This window comes from Hydrogenophaga sp. IBVHS2, from assembly GCF_002127215.1.
In the GTDB taxonomy this organism is placed as follows: domain Bacteria; phylum Pseudomonadota; class Gammaproteobacteria; order Burkholderiales; family Burkholderiaceae_C; genus Hydrogenophaga.
Window position 1 is genome coordinate 558,613 of the sequence record NZ_NFUT01000001.1, and the last position, 16,335, is coordinate 574,947.

The 16,335-nt window shown below is 71.5% G+C and carries 15 protein-coding genes; 6 read left to right on the forward strand and 9 right to left on the reverse strand.

Annotated features, from left to right (window positions below; genetic code table 11):
- Positions 1 to 480, forward strand: a complete 480-nt coding sequence (locus tag CAP38_RS02785; RefSeq protein WP_086119336.1) for a cytochrome c-type biogenesis protein — start codon at positions 1 to 3, stop codon at positions 478 to 480.
- The gene (gene ccmI, locus CAP38_RS02790) at positions 477 to 1,775 is read left to right on the forward strand and encodes a c-type cytochrome biogenesis protein CcmI (RefSeq protein WP_179188435.1); all 1,299 of its coding nucleotides are present in this window, start codon (positions 477 to 479) and stop codon (positions 1,773 to 1,775) included. The genes CAP38_RS02785 and ccmI overlap by 4 nt, the downstream gene beginning before the upstream one ends.
- Positions 1,776 to 1,787: 12 nt before the next feature.
- On the opposite strand, the gene bchO is transcribed toward ccmI, so the two are convergent.
- The 5 genes from bchO to CAP38_RS02815 are packed head-to-tail and all read right to left on the reverse strand — an operon-like array spanning position 1,788 to position 7,466.
- Positions 1,788 to 2,693, reverse strand: a complete 906-nt coding sequence (gene bchO, locus CAP38_RS02795; RefSeq protein ID WP_086119338.1) for an alpha/beta fold hydrolase BchO — start codon at positions 2,691 to 2,693, stop codon at positions 1,788 to 1,790.
- A gap of 7 nt (positions 2,694 to 2,700) precedes the next feature.
- Positions 2,701 to 4,500: a magnesium chelatase subunit D gene (locus tag CAP38_RS02800; protein WP_086119339.1), complete on the reverse strand. Its 1,800-nt coding sequence runs from the start codon at positions 4,498 to 4,500 to the stop codon at positions 2,701 to 2,703.
- Positions 4,497 to 5,525 carry a magnesium chelatase ATPase subunit I gene (gene bchI, locus CAP38_RS02805; protein WP_086119340.1) on the reverse strand — a complete coding sequence of 343 codons (1,029 nt, stop codon included), beginning with the start codon at positions 5,523 to 5,525 and terminating at the stop codon, positions 4,497 to 4,499. The genes CAP38_RS02800 and bchI overlap by 4 nt, the downstream gene beginning before the upstream one ends.
- A 53-nt stretch (positions 5,526 to 5,578) precedes the next feature.
- On the reverse strand, positions 5,579 to 6,583 hold the full coding sequence (locus tag CAP38_RS02810; protein WP_086119341.1) for a hypothetical protein: 1,005 nt from the start codon (positions 6,581 to 6,583) through the stop codon (positions 5,579 to 5,581).
- A gap of 4 nt (positions 6,584 to 6,587) precedes the next feature.
- Complete coding sequence (locus CAP38_RS02815) at positions 6,588 to 7,466, reverse strand: STING domain-containing protein (protein ID WP_143435741.1); 879 nt, start codon at positions 7,464 to 7,466, stop codon at positions 6,588 to 6,590.
- 133 nt (positions 7,467 to 7,599) lie between these two features.
- Between CAP38_RS02815 and CAP38_RS02820 the strand changes: the two genes are divergently transcribed.
- Positions 7,600 to 10,437 (forward strand): PAS domain-containing protein, encoded by a 2,838-nt coding sequence (locus CAP38_RS02820; protein WP_086119343.1) that lies wholly within the window; start codon positions 7,600 to 7,602, stop codon positions 10,435 to 10,437.
- A gap of 6 nt (positions 10,438 to 10,443) precedes the next feature.
- Here the strand turns inward: CAP38_RS02820 and CAP38_RS02825 are convergent, their stop codons facing one another.
- The gene (locus CAP38_RS02825; protein WP_086119344.1) at positions 10,444 to 11,391 is read right to left on the reverse strand and encodes an inositol monophosphatase family protein; all 948 of its coding nucleotides are present in this window, start codon (positions 11,389 to 11,391) and stop codon (positions 10,444 to 10,446) included.
- 117 nt (positions 11,392 to 11,508) lie between these two features.
- Here CAP38_RS02825 and CAP38_RS02830 point away from each other — a divergent pair, with 117 nt between their 5' ends.
- Positions 11,509 to 12,237 (forward strand): RNA methyltransferase, encoded by a 729-nt coding sequence (locus CAP38_RS02830; RefSeq protein ID WP_086119345.1) that lies wholly within the window; start codon positions 11,509 to 11,511, stop codon positions 12,235 to 12,237.
- Positions 12,238 to 12,246: 9 nt separating this feature from the next.
- Entirely contained in the window at positions 12,247 to 13,020 is a 774-nt protein-coding gene (cysE, locus tag CAP38_RS02835) for a serine O-acetyltransferase (RefSeq protein ID WP_086119346.1), read from the forward strand.
- A 105-nt stretch (positions 13,021 to 13,125) separates the two neighbouring features.
- Here the strand turns inward: cysE and CAP38_RS02840 are convergent, their stop codons facing one another.
- From CAP38_RS02840 to yjgA, 3 genes are read right to left on the reverse strand one after another with little or no spacing between them, the layout of a single operon-like run.
- Positions 13,126 to 13,602 carry a peptidylprolyl isomerase gene (locus CAP38_RS02840; protein WP_086119347.1) on the reverse strand — a complete coding sequence of 159 codons (477 nt, stop codon included), beginning with the start codon at positions 13,600 to 13,602 and terminating at the stop codon, positions 13,126 to 13,128.
- A 14-nt stretch (positions 13,603 to 13,616) separates the two neighbouring features.
- Positions 13,617 to 14,228, reverse strand: a complete 612-nt coding sequence (gene mog, locus CAP38_RS02845; protein WP_086119348.1) for a molybdopterin adenylyltransferase — start codon at positions 14,226 to 14,228, stop codon at positions 13,617 to 13,619.
- Positions 14,221 to 14,871: a ribosome biogenesis factor YjgA gene (yjgA, locus tag CAP38_RS02850; protein ID WP_086119349.1), complete on the reverse strand. Its 651-nt coding sequence runs from the start codon at positions 14,869 to 14,871 to the stop codon at positions 14,221 to 14,223. The genes mog and yjgA overlap by 8 nt, the downstream gene beginning before the upstream one ends.
- A gap of 63 nt (positions 14,872 to 14,934) precedes the next feature.
- On the opposite strand from yjgA, the gene pmbA reads away from it, so the two are divergent.
- The gene (gene pmbA / locus CAP38_RS02855) at positions 14,935 to 16,332 is read left to right on the forward strand and encodes a metalloprotease PmbA (RefSeq protein ID WP_086119350.1); all 1,398 of its coding nucleotides are present in this window, start codon (positions 14,935 to 14,937) and stop codon (positions 16,330 to 16,332) included.
- Positions 16,333 to 16,335 lie beyond the last annotated feature (3 nt).

Sequence of the window (16,335 nt, forward strand, 5' to 3'; positions counted from 1 at the left end):
ATGACATTCCTGCGATCCTGCCTGCTGCTGGTCCTGTGCATGGGGGCCTGCACCCTGGCCATGGCACAGGAACGCGCGGTGCGCGCACCCATCACCGACCCGGTGCTCGAGGCCCGCGTGCTCAAGGTGGCCGAGGAGCTGCGCTGCCTGGTCTGTCAGAACGAGACCGTGGCCGCCAGCCAGGCCGAGCTGGCGGTGGACCTGCGCGACCAGATCCGGCGCCAGCTGGCCGAGGGGCGCAGCGAGGCCGACATCCAGCGCTTCATGGTCGAGCGCTACGGCGACTTCGTGCTGTACCGCCCGCCGCTCAAGGCCGGCACCGTGCTGCTGTGGGTCGGGCCGTTCGTGCTGCTGCTGGCCGGGCTGCTGGCCCTGTGGCGCCAGCTGGGGCGACAGGCGCGGCGGGACGACACACCGCTGTCGGCCGCCGAATGGGAACGCGCACGGCGTCTGCTGGGCACACCGGGAGACCGACCATGACCGCTTTCGTGGCGCTGTGCGCGCTGCTGCTGGTGGCCGCCCTGTGGCCGCTCCTCAACACCCTGCGCGACCGCAGTGGCGCCCGTCCCCATTCGGTGCAGGCCAGCGCGGCCCCGGTGGCCCTGTTGCGCGAGCAGCAGGCGCGGATCGAGGCCGAGCACCGCAACGGTCGGCTGGACGAGCGGGCCTATGCGCGGGCCCAGGCCGATCTGGCCCGACGGGCGCTGGAGACCAGCGCGCGCACCGAGCCGCCGGAGCAGACCGGCTACCGGATGGCCACCGCCGGCATCCTGCTGCTGGGCGTGCCGGCCCTGGCCGCTGCCCTGTATGTGCAGCTGGGGCATCTGCCGTCGGTGCAGGTGGAGGCGCGGCGCGCCGGCGATGCGCCCCAGGCCACCCTGGCCGATGTGGATGCCATGGTGCGGCAGATGGCCCAGGCGCTGGAGAATCCGCCGCCCGGTCAGGCCCCCGACGCGAACGCCTGGGCCCTGCTGGCGCGCACCCAGGCCGGCCTGCAGCGCTGGGCCGATGCCGATCGATCGTTGCAACGCGCCCTGGCGCTGCAGCCGGACCAGGTGGACTGGCTGGCCGATCGGGCCGACATCCTGGGCCTGGTGGGCACGCCCGGCGCGTCCATCGAAGCGGCCCGCCTGGTCGAACGCGCGCTGCGGCTGAATCCCGATCACCCCAAGGCCCTGGCACTGGCCGGTGGTGCGGCCTGGGAGCGGCAGGACATGGCCACCGCCGAAGCCCACTGGCGCCGGGCCCGCACCCAGGTGCCCGACGGCAGTTCGTTTGCCGCCAACCTCGACCGCAGCCTGCAGGCGGTGGCCGAGCAGCGCGGCGCGCTGAAAGCACCGGAGGCCCCTGCCGCCCCGGTGGCAGCGGCAGCCGCTGCAGCACCCGCTGCGCCCGCGGCCGTGCTCATGGGGCGCATCGAACTGGCGCCCGCCCTGCAGTCGCGTCTGCAGCCCGGGGACACCCTGTTCATCACGGCCCGGGCCGCGCCCACGGCCACCGCCGGTGCGGCGCCGGCCTCGCGCATGCCGCTGGCGGTGATCCGCCGCCCGGCCACCGCACAGGCCAGCGATTTCCGGCTCGACGATGCCCTGGCCATGTCGCCGGGGCACAGCCTGTCCAGCCATTTCGGGCAGAAGACGCCGGTGGTGGTGGAGGCCCGCATCAGCCGCTCCGGCCAGGCCCTGCCGCAGCCGGGCGATCTGCTGGGGCGCAGCGCGGTGTTCACCGCCAGCGCACAGGGCGTGCGGGTGCTGATCGACCGCGTGCAGCCCTGAGCGGCCGGGCGCTCAGGCGTCCGGGTCGGGCAGGATCAGCGAGGCCACGCTGACCGGGTCTTCTTCGTGGGCCAGATGGCCCAGGTCCGGCAGCAGGGTCAGCCGGCCGCGCGAGCCCGGCGGCAGGGCGGCCAGGATGCGCGGTGCATGGGCCGGCGGCACGGTGTGATCGCGCTCGCCCACCACCAGATCCAGCCGCACCGCCAGTTGCGGCAGGTCGGCCGCCAGCCGGGGCAGATCCCAGTTGGCCATCATGGCCAGTGCGCCCCGGGCATGCGCCGGGCTGCTCACCAGCCGCTGGTACAGCGCCTGCCCGGTGGCGTCGAGCTGCGAGCCGGTGCCTTCCAGCAGCCGGGCCAGCACCGTGGGGTCGCGCGCCCGCCAGGCAAACAGCTGCGGCACCAGCGGCACGGCCGCCATCAGCTTGGCCGCCGGCGAGAACCACTGTCCGGCCCACCCCCCCAGCGGCAGCACGGCAGCATTCAGCCCCACGATGCGCCGCGGCTGTGCATGGCCGTCCAGCGCCATGCGGATGGCCACCGCTGCCCCGGCCGAATGACCCACCAGCAGATCGGGTGGTGGCGCATCCAGTGCCTGCAGCAGCGCACCCAGGGCGCGGGCCATGCCGGGCAGTCCCAGCTGCGGCGAACCCGCACCACCCGGCGGCATGCCGGTGAATGCGTGTCCGGGCAGATCGACCGCCACCACGGCACCGTGCGCTGCCAGCAGCGGGGCCAGATCGCGCCAGCTGTGGGTGGAGGCCCCGGTGCCGTGCAGCAGCAGGCAGCAGCCCTCCGTGCCGGCGGCGCCGGGCCAGACCTGCACATGCCAGCGCAGGCCGCCGGCCTGCACGAAACGGCTGCGTTCGGCGTGCGGCCAGCCAGGGCCGTCGCGGCGCCAGTCGAGGTCGTGGCCCATGGCGGTCTCAGGCGTCGGGCTGCACCGCGCGCACCACGGCCGACAGGCCGGCCGCACCGGCATGCGGCAGCGGCACGTAGCGGGCACCCATGCCCTCGGCGACGGCACGCGCCGCATCGGCCGGCTGGGGCGAGGTGTCGATGAGCAGGGTGGTCAGGCCGGCGGCACGCAGTTGCGCGGCCTGGGTCAGGGCGTCGGCCTGGGCCTGGGTGCGGCCCGGTGCCCCGTCGCGGGCGATGTTGGCGCGCCCGTCGGTCAGGAACACCAGCACCGGCGTGTCCCCGGTGCGCCGCAGCTGCAGGGCCAGCGCGTGGGCGGATTCGATAGCGGCGGCCAGCGGCGTGCCGCCTCCGCCCGGCAGCGCCGCCAGCTCGCGCCGGGCGCGGGTCAGGGACCGGGTGGGCGGCAGCAGCACCTCGGCCTGCTGGCCCCGGAAGGCCAGCACGGCCACACGGTCTCGCCGCACATAGCAGTCGGCCAGCAGCAGCTCGACCGCGCCCTTGGCTTCGGCCAGCCGGTGCAGCGCCGCCGAGCCGGACGCGTCCACCACGAACACGTTGGTCACCGGCCGGTGCTGGCGGTGGCGCACCACATGAAAGTCGTCGCGCCGCACCCGCAGCCGTTGCGGCTCGCCCGGCGGGCGGCGCAGCGTCTGCCAGGGCGCGGCGGCGCGCAGGGTGTCCAGCACATGCAGCCGCTGACCGCGACGCGGATCGCCCCGGCGGGTGCCCACCGGCCGGCCACGCGGGGCGTTGCGCAACACGGCGCCGGCCTGACCCGCGCCCCGGCTGGCGGGCTGGGCGGTCAGCAGGCCGGCCTGCAGCGCCGCCAGCAGACCGGGCGGCAGCACGGCGCGCACCGCTTCGACCAGGCGGTCCTGCAGCGGGTCCCGGGGTGTTTCGGGCGAGGGGGTGTCGGGTTCCCGGTCGGGGTCGTCGGGCGGCGGGTGGTCGGGAGGCGCCGGCGGATCTTCCGGCGGCGCTTCGTTCTGCGCATCGTCCGGCGGCAACCGCGTCGCCCGGTGGGCCAGCGCCAGCCGGGCCGCGATCTCGGCATGGGCCTGCCCCACGGCGGCGCTGCCGTCCAGTGCCGCAGCGGCCCGCGCCAGCCGCACCGCCATCAGGGGCGCCCGCAACGAGGGCACGCCCCATACCAGGGCCGTGGCGCACAGCGCCTGCAGGCAGTCGTCGGGCAGTTGCACCGAGGCCAGCCGCTGGCGGGCAGCGGTCACGTCGGCGGGGGTCCAGTCGGCGCTGGCGTCGTCGGTCGGGTCGGTGGATGCCGCGGTGCGCAGATCGAGCTGCAGGGCCAGCCGTTCGGTCAGTGCGGCGGGCACGGTCGCCTCGGTCGTGTCGGCATCGGGGATGGATTCGTCCAGCGCCACCAGCAGCCAGCGGGCGCTCTGGCGCTGCGACAGGCCGTCGCGCTGCAACCGGATCTCGCCATGGTCGAGCACCGAGGCCAGCAGCGAGGCGGTGAGCGCGGGTGTGCGTTCGGCGCTGGTCAGCAGCACGGTGCCGCCGTCGGCCCGGGCCAGCAGGCCGGGCTGGACCACCGGCCGCGCGGCCTGCAGCGTGGCCGCCAGGTCCAGGCCCCCCAGGAGCGCGGCCTCGCCGGCGTGCAGCGGCAGGCGCTGCCAGGGGCTGCCGGCGGGCATGAGGCGGCGCAGCAGCGCCAGCCAGGCATCGCGTGACGGGCCGGCAGGCCCCTGCAGGTGGATGCCGCCCAGACCGACCGGGTCGACGGCCAGCAGCGCCGCCGCCAGTGCCGCGTCGGCACCGATGGCCGGGCGCTCGGTCAGGGTCATGCGCCCATCAGTTCGGTCACCGCGCGGTCCACCCGGCTGGTCGAGCCGGTGCTGTCCAGCGGGTTGCGGCGCAGGCGGTGGCGCAGGGCGGGCGCGGCCACGCGCCGCAGATGGGTGTCGCCCACCTCGGTGTCGCCGTCCAGGGCCGCCACGGCGCGCGCCGCGCGCATGAGGGTGAGGTCACCGCGCAGGCCGTCGGTGCCCAGGGCCATGCACAGCGCCGAAATGCGCTCGCGGGCAGCGTCGGGCACCTGGACCGAAGCCAGCCGCTTGCGGCCGGCCACGATCTGCCGGCGCACGCGTTCGTCTTCCTTCTTCCAGGCCTCGACGAAGGCGGCGCGGTCCTGCTCAAAGGCGTCGCGGCGGCGCACCACCTCCACGCGGTCGGCCAGGGCCTCGGGCGTGCGCACTTCCACCGACAGGCCGAAGCGGTCGAGCAGCTGCGGCCGCAGTTCGCCTTCTTCCGGATTGCCGCTGCCCACCAGCACGAAGCGGGCCGGATGGCGGATGCTCAGACCTTCGCGCTCGACCACGTTCTCGCCCGAGGCGGCCACGTCGATCAGCAGGTCGACCAGGTGGTCTTCCAGCAGGTTGACCTCGTCGATGTAGAGAAATCCCCGGTGCGCCTGGGCCAGCAGCCCGGGTTCGAAGGCCTTGACGCCTTGCGACAGCGCCCGCTCCAGGTCCAGCGCGCCCACCACACGGTCCTCGGTGGCGCCCAAAGGCAGGTCGACCACCGGCACGGCCACCTGGTGGGTGCGCGGTGTGCGTCCCTCGGGCTTGAGGGAGGCGCACTGCTCGCAGCGGCTGGCCGTGTCGGCGGGGTCGCAGCCGTAACGGCAGCCCACCACCGCCTTCATGGGCGGCAGCAGCGCGGCCAGCGCCCGCACGGCGGTGCTCTTGCCGGTGCCCCGGTCCCCCAGTACCAGCACACCGCCGATGCTGGGATCGACCGCTGCGATCAGGATGGCGGTCTTCATTTCGTCCTGGCCGACGATGGCGGAAAAAGGGTAGGGCTGGGCCATATCGGTTCAGTATGTCACACAAAGTGGACACTTTGACGGGTTGACACCCTGCATCAAGGGGCGCCGCCGTCGGTGCGCGGGGCCGCCGCCCGGATCGCGTCGACCAGGGGGCCGACCCGCGTGCTGTCCTGCAGCTCGACCAGCTGCAGGCGTTGCCGCACGGGACCCAGGCGCTGCCGCAGCAGGTCTTCGGCCGACGGTTCATCCGCCGCCGCCGGGGTGCCGCCACCGAGTCCGTCCCGCAGCACCTGGGCGAACTTGGCCGCCTCGAACCGCCTCACGATGGTGCTGCGGCCGGCCGACACCAGCTCGTTGGCCCAGGGCGAGCCCTCCAGTTCCTGCGCCGCCACGAAGGCCGCAAAGTGCGGCACCACCGCCAGGGTGGACGGCAGATCGATCAGCACCGCCGTGCCGCTGTGCCGGTGCACCACGGCCGTCACCCCCACGCCCCGTCCGGTGCCGGGCCCGGCGGCGCCGTCGGCCAGCCCGGTCGGCTTGCCGGCCAGGGTGTCCGGACCGGGAGGGACCGGCGGGACATCGGCAGCGTTCAGCCGGGCCGAGCCGATCCACCAGTCCCCACCCAGCCGGGCCTGCAGCGCACGGCGCAGCCCGGTGATGCTGTCGTTGTCCAGCCCGTCCACCACCTGCGGCAGGGCCACCAGCAGGCGTTCGACCTGCCGGACCTCGGGTGTCCCGGTCTCGCCCGGCTGCGGCGCCAGGGTGAGCTGCTGGTGGGCCGGCTGGTCGCTGTCCAGCCGGCGACCGGTGGGCTGCAGGAAGTTCAGGCCGTAGCCCACGGCCAGCGCCTCGCCCACATGGAACCGGTCGGCCCGCGCGCGGGTGTCGCGCACCGTGCGCGTCAGCAGCCAGAACCCCAGCAGCAGTGCCAGCAGGGTCACGCCCAGCGACTCCAGCGGTCCCAGCCACACGGGCGCATCGTCGCCACGCAGCGAGGCCCACAGCTGGAAAGCGGCCGATGCCAGCGGAATGGCCACCGCCAGCAGGCTGGTCCATGGCCAGCCACGCACGCGAACGATCAGATTGTCCGGCTGGGCCATGGCATCAGGCTCCCGAGGCCAGCAGTTCGCGGATCCGGTGCTCGGCCACTTCGGCCGGCACCACGTGCACCTGCAGCGGCGACGACTGCCGCAGCGGGTCGGCACCGCCCACCTGCGCCACGACCTCGCGGAACTCGTTGAGCACCTGGACGAAGTGCTCGGTGGCCTGCCGGGCGGGCGAGTCCGAGCCATCCGGGCCAGGCCGTGCGCTCAGGGTTTCGTGCACCACGTTGAGCGTGGTGGGCACGTCCAGCAGGACGGCAGGCCCGAGCGGGTCGGCCTGCATCAGCCGCAATTCGATCGGCCGGCTCCACACCCCGCCGGGCGTGCGGATGCGGTCGAACACCACGGTGTGCATCCGCAGACCGCTGCAGCGCCGGGCAATCAGGGCCGCTCCGGCGGCCGGGGTGCGGCACAGGCGGTGGTCCTGGCACGGGATGGCCACCACCAGACCATGCAGTGCCGGCAGGCGGTCCAGCGGCCGACCGTCCAGCAGCACCGTGAACAGACCGTGTTCGCTCGCGGGTGCTGCGCCGGCCTGGCGCAGGCTGCGCAGCAGCGGTTGCAGAAAATTGAAGTAATAGCCGGTGGCCAGACCCCGGGCCACGCTGAACAGGCTGGTGGCGTTCGGGGCCTGCGTGTCGTCGGCACGCACCACGGCCACCGCCACCCAGACTGCGGCCAGGGTGGTGAGCACGGTGGCCGCGTGGCCGGCCCAGGGCACTTCCACGCCGTGATGCCAGGCCTGCCAGGCCGCGTGGATCTGGATGAGCAGCACGGCGCCACCGGCCAGCACCGCGGGCAGGAAGCGCGGTTGCCCGACCACCTGCAACAGACCTGCGCCAACGTGGTGCAGAAAGGGTGATCGGCGGGGGTGGTTCATGGGCAGCGGCAGAGGTGTACAGCGGTCGGATGCGGGTTGACCCATACCCCACGGGGCAAGGGTTCATGCACAATGTTTTACATCAACCCCGGCCCACCGGACGACCCACTGGCGCGCCCCGCGGCAATCCTTCATGCCCTCACCCCTGCCTTACGCCGCCTTCTTCGACGGACTGCCCTTGCCCGCCGCAGTGACCCGCCGAAGCGATGGTCGACTGGTGGAGGTCAATCAGGCCTGGCTCAACCTCACCGGGCTGCAGCGGGACGACGCGATCGGCCACACCACCCTGGAGCTGGGGCACTGGCCCGACCCGGCCGACCGGGCCGCCTTTCTGGCCCAGGTCCCGTGCGAGCACCAGTTGCTGCAGCTCATGCTGCGCCCCGGACGGATGTACACGGTGCGCATGCACACCACGCTGGTGGAGTCGGCCGACGAGCCACTGATCCTCAATGTCTTCACCGACGCCACCCACGAGACGGCGGTGGACGAGGCCCTGCGCTTCAGCGAGCAGGCGCTGGCCCAGGCCAACCGCCTGCTGCAGCACCGGCTGGAGCTGTACGCCGAGATCGAGCAGGTGGCCCGGGTGGGCTACTGGACCAACGCCGGCAGCGATCAGCATGTGTTCTGGTCGCCGGGCATGTACGCCATGACCGGGCTGGAGCCGGCCGAGCTGATCACCCGGCGGGAAGGCCGTGGCCGCATCCACCCGGACGACATGCCGGCCTGGCTGGCCGCGCGCGAGGCCGTCGACGGCCGCGAGGTGGAGTTCCGCTGGCTGCACCCCGACGGCCGCACCCGCTGGTGCCGCAGCCGCATCGGCCGCACCGTGGTCGACGGGCAGCCGATGACCGACTTCGGCGTGGTGCACGACATCACGGACGAGCGCGAGGCCCGCCTGCAGCTGGCCGAGCAGCTGCGCCTGATGAGGAACATTGCCGAGCGCGTGCCGGGTCTGACCTACCAGGCCCGCCGCAACCCCGACGGCACGGCCCAGATCACCTACGTGAACGACCGGGCTATGGACATGCTGGAGTTCACGCCCGAGGAACTCATGGCCGACGTGCGCCGGCTGTATGCGCGCGTGCACCCCGACGACCTCAAGGCCACCCTGGCCTCGATCGACATCTCGGCCCGCGACCTCACCGTGTGGAGCCATTCCTATCGCGTGGTGCTGCCGCGACAGGGGCTGCGCTGGCACGAGGTGAACGCTGCACCGCTGCGCGAGCCCGACGGCAGCGTGGTGTGGCACGGCTACACCACCGACATCACCGAAGAACGCCAGGCCCAGCACCGGGCCGAACGCCAGCAGCGCATGCTCGATGCGGTGCGTCAGGCCCAGGCCTCGTTCATCGAGGCCGAAGACAAGCGGCGCGCATTCGAAGGCCTGCTTGAAGCCTTCCTCAAGGTCACCGGCAGCCATTACGGGTTTGTCGGCGAGGTGCTGCAGGACCCGGCCGGTCAGCCCTATTTGCGCACCCACGCCGTGACCGACATTTCGTGGGACGAGGCATCGCACCGGCACTACCGCCAGCACCGGGAGACCGGCATGGTGTTCCGCAACCTGAAGACCCTGTTCGGCCACGCCATGACCAGCCGTGCGCCGGTGATCGCCAACCACCCGGCCCATGATCCGCGCCGTGGCGGCCTGCCGCCGGGGCATCCGGCCATGGACTCCTTCCTGGGGGTGCCCCTGATGGTGGGCGAGGACATGGTGGCCATGGTGGGCCTGGCCAACCAGGAGGGCGGTTACGAGGAGGAAGACATCCAGTTCCTCTCCCCCCTGTTCGGGGCCGTGCGCCAGCTGGTGCTGGCCCATCGGGCCCTGGTGGCGCGCGCCGAGACGGAGGCTGCGCTGCAGGCCGAACGCCAGCGGCTGGCCTGGATTCTGGAGGCCACCCGGCCCGGCATCTGGGAGGCCGACCTGGGCGTCGGATCGCTGCGGGTGGATGCGCGCTGGGCCCAGATCGTGGGCTACACGCTCGAGGAACTGCAGCCGGTCAACCTGAACACCTGGGAGAGCCTGACCCACCCGGAGGACCTCAAGGAAGCGCTGCGGCTGAGCACTCTGCACATCCAGGGCACGCTGCCCTACTACGAATGCGACATCCGCATGCGCCACAAGCAGGGCCACTGGGTGTGGGTCAACACCCGGGGTCGGGTGCACCGGCGCACCGACGATGGCCGGGTGATGTACATGTCGGGCACCCACATCGACATCACCGACCGCGTGACCGCGCAGGAAGAGGTGCGGGCGCTCAATGCCAGCCTGGAACAGCGGGTGCGCGAGCGGACCGCCCAGCTGGAGCGTTCGATGCGCGACATGGAGGCGATCTCGTATTCCATCGCGCACGACCTGCGGGCACCGCTGCGGTCGGTCAACGGTTTCGTGACCCTCATCCAGGAGACCGAAGGCTCCCGGCTGAGCCCGGAGGGTGCCGACATGTTCGCGCGGGTGGCGCGGTCATCGGCCAACATGGGCCGCATGATCACCGACATGCTGGAGCTGCTGCGGGTGGTGCAGGTCGACATGGTGCCGGTGCCGGTCGACATGGTCCCGCTCACACGCTCGGTGGTGGATGCCCTCACGCCCGAAGGAGGGGCGCTGCATGTGCAGGTGGGGCACATGCCCCAGGCGCTGGGTGACGCCACGCTGCTGCGACAGGTGCTGAGCAACCTGATCGACAACGCCATCAAGTACTCCCGTCACCTGCCCGGCCCGCAGGTGACGGTGGGTTTCGACATCCCGCAGGAGGCCTATTTCGTGCGCGACAACGGCATGGGCTTCGACATGCGGCGCGCCGGCAAGCTGTTCGGCCTGTTCCAGCGCCTGCACCCGGGATCGGAAGTGCCCGGCATGGGGGTGGGGCTGGCCATCGTGTCGCGCATCATCGAGCGCCACGGCGGCCGGGTGTGGGCCGAATCCGCGCCCGGCCAGGGCTCGGTGTTCTGGTTCCGCCTGCCGCTGGCCTGAACCGCCTCAGAACGGCGCAGCGTTGTCGTCGGCTGCGGCAGCGCTGTCGCCCGCGGCCGGGGCCTCGGCCTCGTCGGCGTCGCCGCTGCGCTTGCGGCGCACCGACATGCGCGCCTGGCGCACGGCGGCCTTGTCGCCGGCACTGGCGAACTTGCTGTACTTGCCGGTCAGCGCAATCAGCTGGCCGTAGATCTTGGGGTTGGCGGCCAGACACTCCTTCTGCTCCAGGAAGTCCGATTCGCCGGTGAAGTTGCCGATCAGGCCACCGGCCTCGGTCACCAGCAGCGAGCCCGCCGCCACGTCCCAGGGCGACAGGCCCATCTCGAAGAAGCCGTCGGTGAAGCCGGCGGCGGTGTAGGCCAGGTCGAGCGCGGCCGAACCGGGGCGGCGCACGCCGGCCACCTTGGGCATCACGTCGCCCAGCATCTGCAGGTAGGTCTGGAACGCGTCGCCCGGGCGGAAGGGGAAGCCGGTGGCAATCAGGCACTCACGCAGGGTGTTGCGCTTGGCCACGCGGATGCGCCGCTCGTTGAGGTAGGCGCCCCGACCGCGCGTGGCGCAGAACAGGTCGTTGCGGGTGGGGTCGTAGACCACGGCCTGCTCGATGCGGTTGCCCACCATGAGCGCGATGCTCACGCAGTACACCGGGAAGCCGTGGATGAAGTTGGTGGTGCCGTCCAGGGGGTCGATGATCCAGACGTGGTCTGCGCCACCCTTCTTGCCGGGCCGCTGCCCGGACTCCTCGGCCCAGATGCCGTGGTCGGGGTAGGCGGTGAGCAGCGTCTCGATGATGGCGGCCTCGGCGGCCTGATCGATCTCGGTCACGAAGTCGTTGGTCTGCTTGACCGAGACCCGGACCGACTCCACGTCCAGCGCGGCGCGGTTGATGATGGCACCGGCGGTGCGGGCGGCCTTGATGGCCACGTTGAGCATGGGGTGGAGGTTGGACGACATGGGTTGTAGGCCCGGGTGCAGGGCACACGGGCGAAAGAGCAGGGGAGGTCGGGGAGCCGGCTCCGGCGATGCGGGCGGCGACAATACGCGGGATTTTACCTGCCCGGCCACCCATCCATGCGCACCCGCTTCATCCTGATCCAGACCAGCCACGCCGGCAACGTGGGCGGTGCTGCCCGCGCCATGAAGGTGATGGGCTTCGACGACCTGGTGCTGGTGGCGCCCCGCTGGGCCAACGTGCTGCGCCGCGAAGAGACCATCCAGCGCGCCAGCGGCGCCACCGACGTGCTGGAGAAGGCCCGGGTGGTGGAGACGCTGGACGAGGCGCTGGACGGCATCAGCCACCTGTGCGCCACCGCCATGACGCCGCGCGACTTCGGTCCGCCCACCCGCGCTCCGCGCGAGCACTTTGCGGCGCTGGCCGCCGATCCGCCGTCGGGCGTGGCCTTCCTGTTCGGCAGCGAGCGCTTCGGCATGCGCAACGAGGACGTCTACCGCTGCCACGTGGCCCTGTCGATTCCCACCGCACCCGGCTTCGGCTCGCTCAACCTGGCGGCCGCCGTGCAGCTGCTGGCCTACGACTGGCGACAGGCCCTGGGGGGATTCGCGGTGCAACCCGCCGTGGCCGAACGCCCGACGGCCGATGCCGCTGCGGTGGCCGGCATGCTGACGCACCTGGAACAGGCCCTGGTGGCGGTCGATTTCCTCGATCCGGTCGCCCCCAAGAAGCTCATGCCGCGTCTGCAGCAGATGTTCAATCGCGCTGCGCCGACCGAGGAAGAAATCCACATTCTTCGCGGTGTTGCCAAGGCGATGCTGCAGACCGCCCAGCGGTCAAAAGGCTAGACTGCCGCCATGTTTGCCCGCCTCCGTTCCGACATCCAGTGCATCCTCGAGCGCGACCCGGCTGCGCGCAGCGCCTTCGAGGTGCTGACCTGCTACCCCGGGCTGCACGCGGTGCTGCTGCACCGCCCGGCGCACTGGTGTTGGAACCACGGCCTGCGCTGGCTCGGGCGTTTCATCTCGCACATCGGCCGCTTCCTCACCGGCATCGAGATCCACCCCGGGGCCAAGATCGGCAACCGGGTCTTCTTCGACCATGCCATGGGCACGGTGGTGGGCGAGACCGCCGAGATCGGCGACGGCTGCACCATCTACCAGGGCGTGACCCTGGGCGGCACTTCGCTCTACAAGGGCACCAAGCGCCACCCCACGCTGGGCCGCGATGTGGTGGTGAGCGCCGGCGCCAAGGTGCTGGGCGGGTTTGAAGTGGGCGACGGTGCCAAGATCGGCAGCAACGCGGTGGTGATCAAGCCGGTGCCGGCGGGCGCCACGGCGGTCGGCATTCCGGCGCGCATCATCCCCAGCAAGCAGGGCGAGAGCGCGGATGTCACCGAAGACGCCAAGCCCAAGTTCCAGGCCTACGGCATCACCCAGGAAGACGACCCGTTGCAGCAGGCCCTGCGCGGCCTGGTCGATTCCGCCGCCAGCCAGGAACACCAGATCGCCCTGTTGTGGCAGGCCATCGAGAAGCTGGCCGAAGCTCGCGAGCGCGACTGCGTGCCCAAGGACGCTGCCCGCGAAGAGTGCTTCGAGGCCGACAAGCTGAACCAGCTGGTCGGAAAGTAGCGGTACCGCTTCCCCGTCAAGGGTGCCGCGGATCTGGCTCCGCCAGTCCGCTGGCACCGCCTCCTTGAGGGGGTGACGCGCCGTCAGGCGCGGCGCGGGGGTGATTCAGTGATGATGGCCGTGGGCGCCGTGAGCGTGGCCATGCTGCACCTCTTCGGGTGAGGCGGCGCGCACATCGATCACGGTCAGGGTGAAGGTCAAGTCTTCACCAGCCAGCGGGTGGTTGGCATCCAGGTGCACCGTGTTGCCCTTGATCTTCTGCACGGTGAAGATCTTGCGCACGCCCTGGTTGTCCACCCCTTCGATCTGACCACCCACCTTCACGCCCGGAGGGAATTCGGACTTGGGGATGGTGGTGACCAGGGTTTCGTCGCGCTCGCCGAACGCCAGCGACGGCTGCAGCGTGACGGTGGTGCTGAAGCCTGCTTCCTGGTTTTCCAGGGCCAGCTCGATGCCGGGCAGGGTGTTGCCGTAGCCGCCGTGCAGGTAGGCGCGCGGCGTCTTGCCGTCCTCGAGCACCTTGCCCTTGCTGTCGGTGGCCTTGAAACGCAGGGTGACGACGGTGTCCTTGGTGATCTTCATGGGTGGGTTCCGGTTCAGGGAGCGGTGCGCGGCGGGCGCACGGCGGATTTGGGGCGGAAGGCCTTGACGACCTCGTCCCGGGTTTCGAGGTAGGGGCCGCCGATCAGGTCGATGCAGTACGGCACGGCGGCAAAGATGCCGTTGACCCGCTGCGTGCCGTCGGGGTTCTTCAGGCCCTCCAGCGTCTCGGCGATCGCCTTGGGCTGGCCGGGCAGGTTGATGATGAGGCTCCGGTCGCGGATGACGGCCACCTGGCGCGAGAGGATGGCGGTGGGCACGAAGGCCAGGCTGATCTGGCGCATCTGTTCGCCGAAACCGGGCATCTCCTTGTGCGCCACGGCCAGGGTCGCCTCGGGCGTCACGTCGCGCAGGGCCGGGCCGGTGCCGCCGGTGGTCAGCACCAGCGAGCAACCGGCGTCCACCAGTTCGATGAGGGTCGCGCTGATGCGGTCGGCCTCATCGGGGATCAGCCGGGCTTCGAAGGTGATCGGGTTGTGCAGCGCGCGGGTCAGCCAGTCCTGCAGGGCCGGCAGGCCCTGGTCCTGGTAGACGCCGGTGCTGGCGCGATCGCTGATGGAGACGATGCCGATGCGCACGGCATCGGCGGCAGGGCGGGAGTCAGTCATGGTCGGGGGTGTCGGGGTCGTCGTGGGCATCGGCGCGGGCCAGTGCGGCCTTGACCTGCTGGAAGATCTCGCGGTAGGCACGGCCGTGGCGCACCGCCTCGCCGGGTCGTTCCTGGGCGGCGGTGGCCTGAGCGTCCTTGCGGGCCTGACGGATCAGGGTGCGCAGCTGCTGGGCGTCGGCCCCGGTGTCGATGGCGAGCCAGCCGGTCAGGGCGGCGTCGTCGGCGATCAGCCGGTCGCGCCACTGTTCGGCCTGGTGCAGGCGCAGCGTCTCGGCCGCCGAGGGCTTGCGCTGTTCTTCGAGGGCCGCTTCGATCGCCGCCACGGCCTCGTCGTCGAGCTTGCGCATGAGCTTGCCGATGAACTGCATCTGGCGGCGCTTGCCCTCGAAGTCGGTGATGCGCCGCGCCTCGGCCAGGGCGTCCAGCAGCTTGTCGCCCAGTTCCAGTCGGGCCATGAGGTCGCTGCGCAGGGTGAGCAGGTCCTGGCCGAGCTGCTGCAGGTGGTCGCTGTGTTTCTTGAGATCGGTCTTGCTCATGTCGACCGAGCCCTTGAGCTCGCGCTTGAGCTCGAGGTCGAGTTCGCTGCCCAGGGCAACGAACTGGCCACGGACGAAATAGCCTTTGGTGGGTTTGCGGGACATGAGAGGGGGCACTGCGCCGGCGGCAGCGCCGGGTGAAGGGCGGCCCGTATCATAGCGGCCGACATGAAAAACCCCGACCACACCCAGCCGCTCGCCGGCTTCCAGTACGCCCGCAGCCAGTTCGAGGAACTGGTCGATCTGGCCCTCTCGCAAGCCCGCAGCCTGGGTGCGGCCGATGCCGCCGCCGAGGTCTCCGAAGGGGCTGGCCTGAGCGTCTCGGTGCGCAAGGGCGAGCTGGAGAACGTCGAGCGCAACCGCGACAAGTCGCTCGGTGTCACCGTGTACCTGGGTCAGCGCCGGGGCAACGCCTCCACCTCCGACTTCTCGCCGGCCGCGATCCGGCAGACGGTGCAGGCGGCCTACGACATCGCCCGCTTCACCGCCGAGGACCCGGTGGCCGGCCTGCCCGATGCCGAGGATGTGGCCGACACCTACCCCGATCTGGACCTGTTCCACCCGTGGGCGCTGACCTCCGAGGAAGCGGCCCGACTCGCGCTGGAATGCGAGGCCGCCGCCCTGTCCACCAGCCGGCAGATCACCAACAGCGAAGGCGCGGGCGTGTCGGCCCAGCAGTCGCATTTCTTCACCGCCCACCTGCGCGGCGGCGAGCGTGGCAAGCCGGGCATCTTCAGCGGCGGCTACGCCAGTTCGCGCCACAGCCTGTCGGTGTCGCCGATTGCGGGCAAGGGCTCGAAGATGCAGCGCGACTTCTGGTACAGCAGCCAGCGGGCTCCGCAGGACCTGGCCAGTCCGCAGGCGGTGGGCCGTTATGCGGCGCAGCGCGCCCTCTCGCGCCTGGGGGCCCGCAAGATCCCGACCATCGAGTGCCCGGTGCTGTTCGAGTCGCCCATGGCCGCCGGCCTGCTGGGCGCCTATGTGCAGGCCACCAGCGGCGGTGCGCTCTACCGCAAGACCACCTTCCTGGCCGACAGCCTGGGCAAGCAGGCCCTGGCCCGCCACATCGACATCGCCGAGGACCCGCACCTGATCAATGGCAAGGGCAGCGCCCCGTTCGACGACGAAGGCGTGCGCACCAGCGCCCGCAAGGTGGTGTCGGCCGGCCGCGTGAAGGGCTATTTCCTGTCCACCTATTCGGCCCGCAAGCTGGGCATGCGGACCACCGGCAATGCCGGCGGTTCGCACAACCTGGTCATGACCAGCCGCCTGACCCGACCCGAGGACGATCTGGATGCGCTCATCCGTCGCATGGGCCGTGGCCTGCTGGTCACCGAACTCATGGGGCAGGGCGTCAATTACGTCACCGGCGACTATTCGCGTGGCGCCGCCGGCTACTGGGTGGAGAACGGCGAGATCGCCTACCCGGTGCAGGAAATCACGATCGCCGGCAATCTGCGGGACATGCTGCTGGGCATCGAGGCCATTGGTGCCGATGCCTACAACTACGGTGCCAAGACGGTGGGTTCGGTGCTCGTCAACCGCATGAAGGTGGCCGGCAGCTGAAGT

What these genes read in the sequence shown, in the direction of transcription:
- CAP38_RS02825 (WP_086119344.1), bottom strand. Translation starts at nt 11,391, where the DNA reads ATGTCGTCCAACCTCCACCCCATGCTCAACGTGGCCATCAAGGCCGCC.
- bchO (WP_086119338.1), bottom strand. Translation starts at nt 2,693, where the DNA reads ATGGGCCACGACCTCGACTGGCGCCGCGACGGCCCTGGCTGGCCGCAC.
- ccmI (WP_179188435.1), top strand. Translation starts at nt 477, where the DNA reads ATGACCGCTTTCGTGGCGCTGTGCGCGCTGCTGCTGGTGGCCGCCCTG.
- pmbA (WP_086119350.1), top strand. Translation starts at nt 14,935, where the DNA reads ATGAAAAACCCCGACCACACCCAGCCGCTCGCCGGCTTCCAGTACGCC.
- CAP38_RS02785 (WP_086119336.1), top strand. Translation starts at nt 1, where the DNA reads ATGACATTCCTGCGATCCTGCCTGCTGCTGGTCCTGTGCATGGGGGCC.
- mog (WP_086119348.1), bottom strand. Translation starts at nt 14,228, where the DNA reads ATGACTGACTCCCGCCCTGCCGCCGATGCCGTGCGCATCGGCATCGTC.
- bchI (WP_086119340.1), bottom strand. Translation starts at nt 5,525, where the DNA reads ATGGCCCAGCCCTACCCTTTTTCCGCCATCGTCGGCCAGGACGAAATG.
- CAP38_RS02800 (WP_086119339.1), bottom strand. Translation starts at nt 4,500, where the DNA reads ATGACCCTGACCGAGCGCCCGGCCATCGGTGCCGACGCGGCACTGGCG.
- yjgA (WP_086119349.1), bottom strand. Translation starts at nt 14,871, where the DNA reads ATGTCCCGCAAACCCACCAAAGGCTATTTCGTCCGTGGCCAGTTCGTT.
- CAP38_RS02820 (WP_086119343.1), top strand. Translation starts at nt 7,600, where the DNA reads ATGCCCTCACCCCTGCCTTACGCCGCCTTCTTCGACGGACTGCCCTTG.
- CAP38_RS02830 (WP_086119345.1), top strand. Translation starts at nt 11,509, where the DNA reads ATGCGCACCCGCTTCATCCTGATCCAGACCAGCCACGCCGGCAACGTG.
- CAP38_RS02840 (WP_086119347.1), bottom strand. Translation starts at nt 13,602, where the DNA reads ATGAAGATCACCAAGGACACCGTCGTCACCCTGCGTTTCAAGGCCACC.
- CAP38_RS02810 (WP_086119341.1), bottom strand. Translation starts at nt 6,583, where the DNA reads ATGGCCCAGCCGGACAATCTGATCGTTCGCGTGCGTGGCTGGCCATGG.
- cysE (WP_086119346.1), top strand. Translation starts at nt 12,247, where the DNA reads ATGTTTGCCCGCCTCCGTTCCGACATCCAGTGCATCCTCGAGCGCGAC.
- CAP38_RS02815 (WP_143435741.1), bottom strand. Translation starts at nt 7,466, where the DNA reads ATGAACCACCCCCGCCGATCACCCTTTCTGCACCACGTTGGCGCAGGT.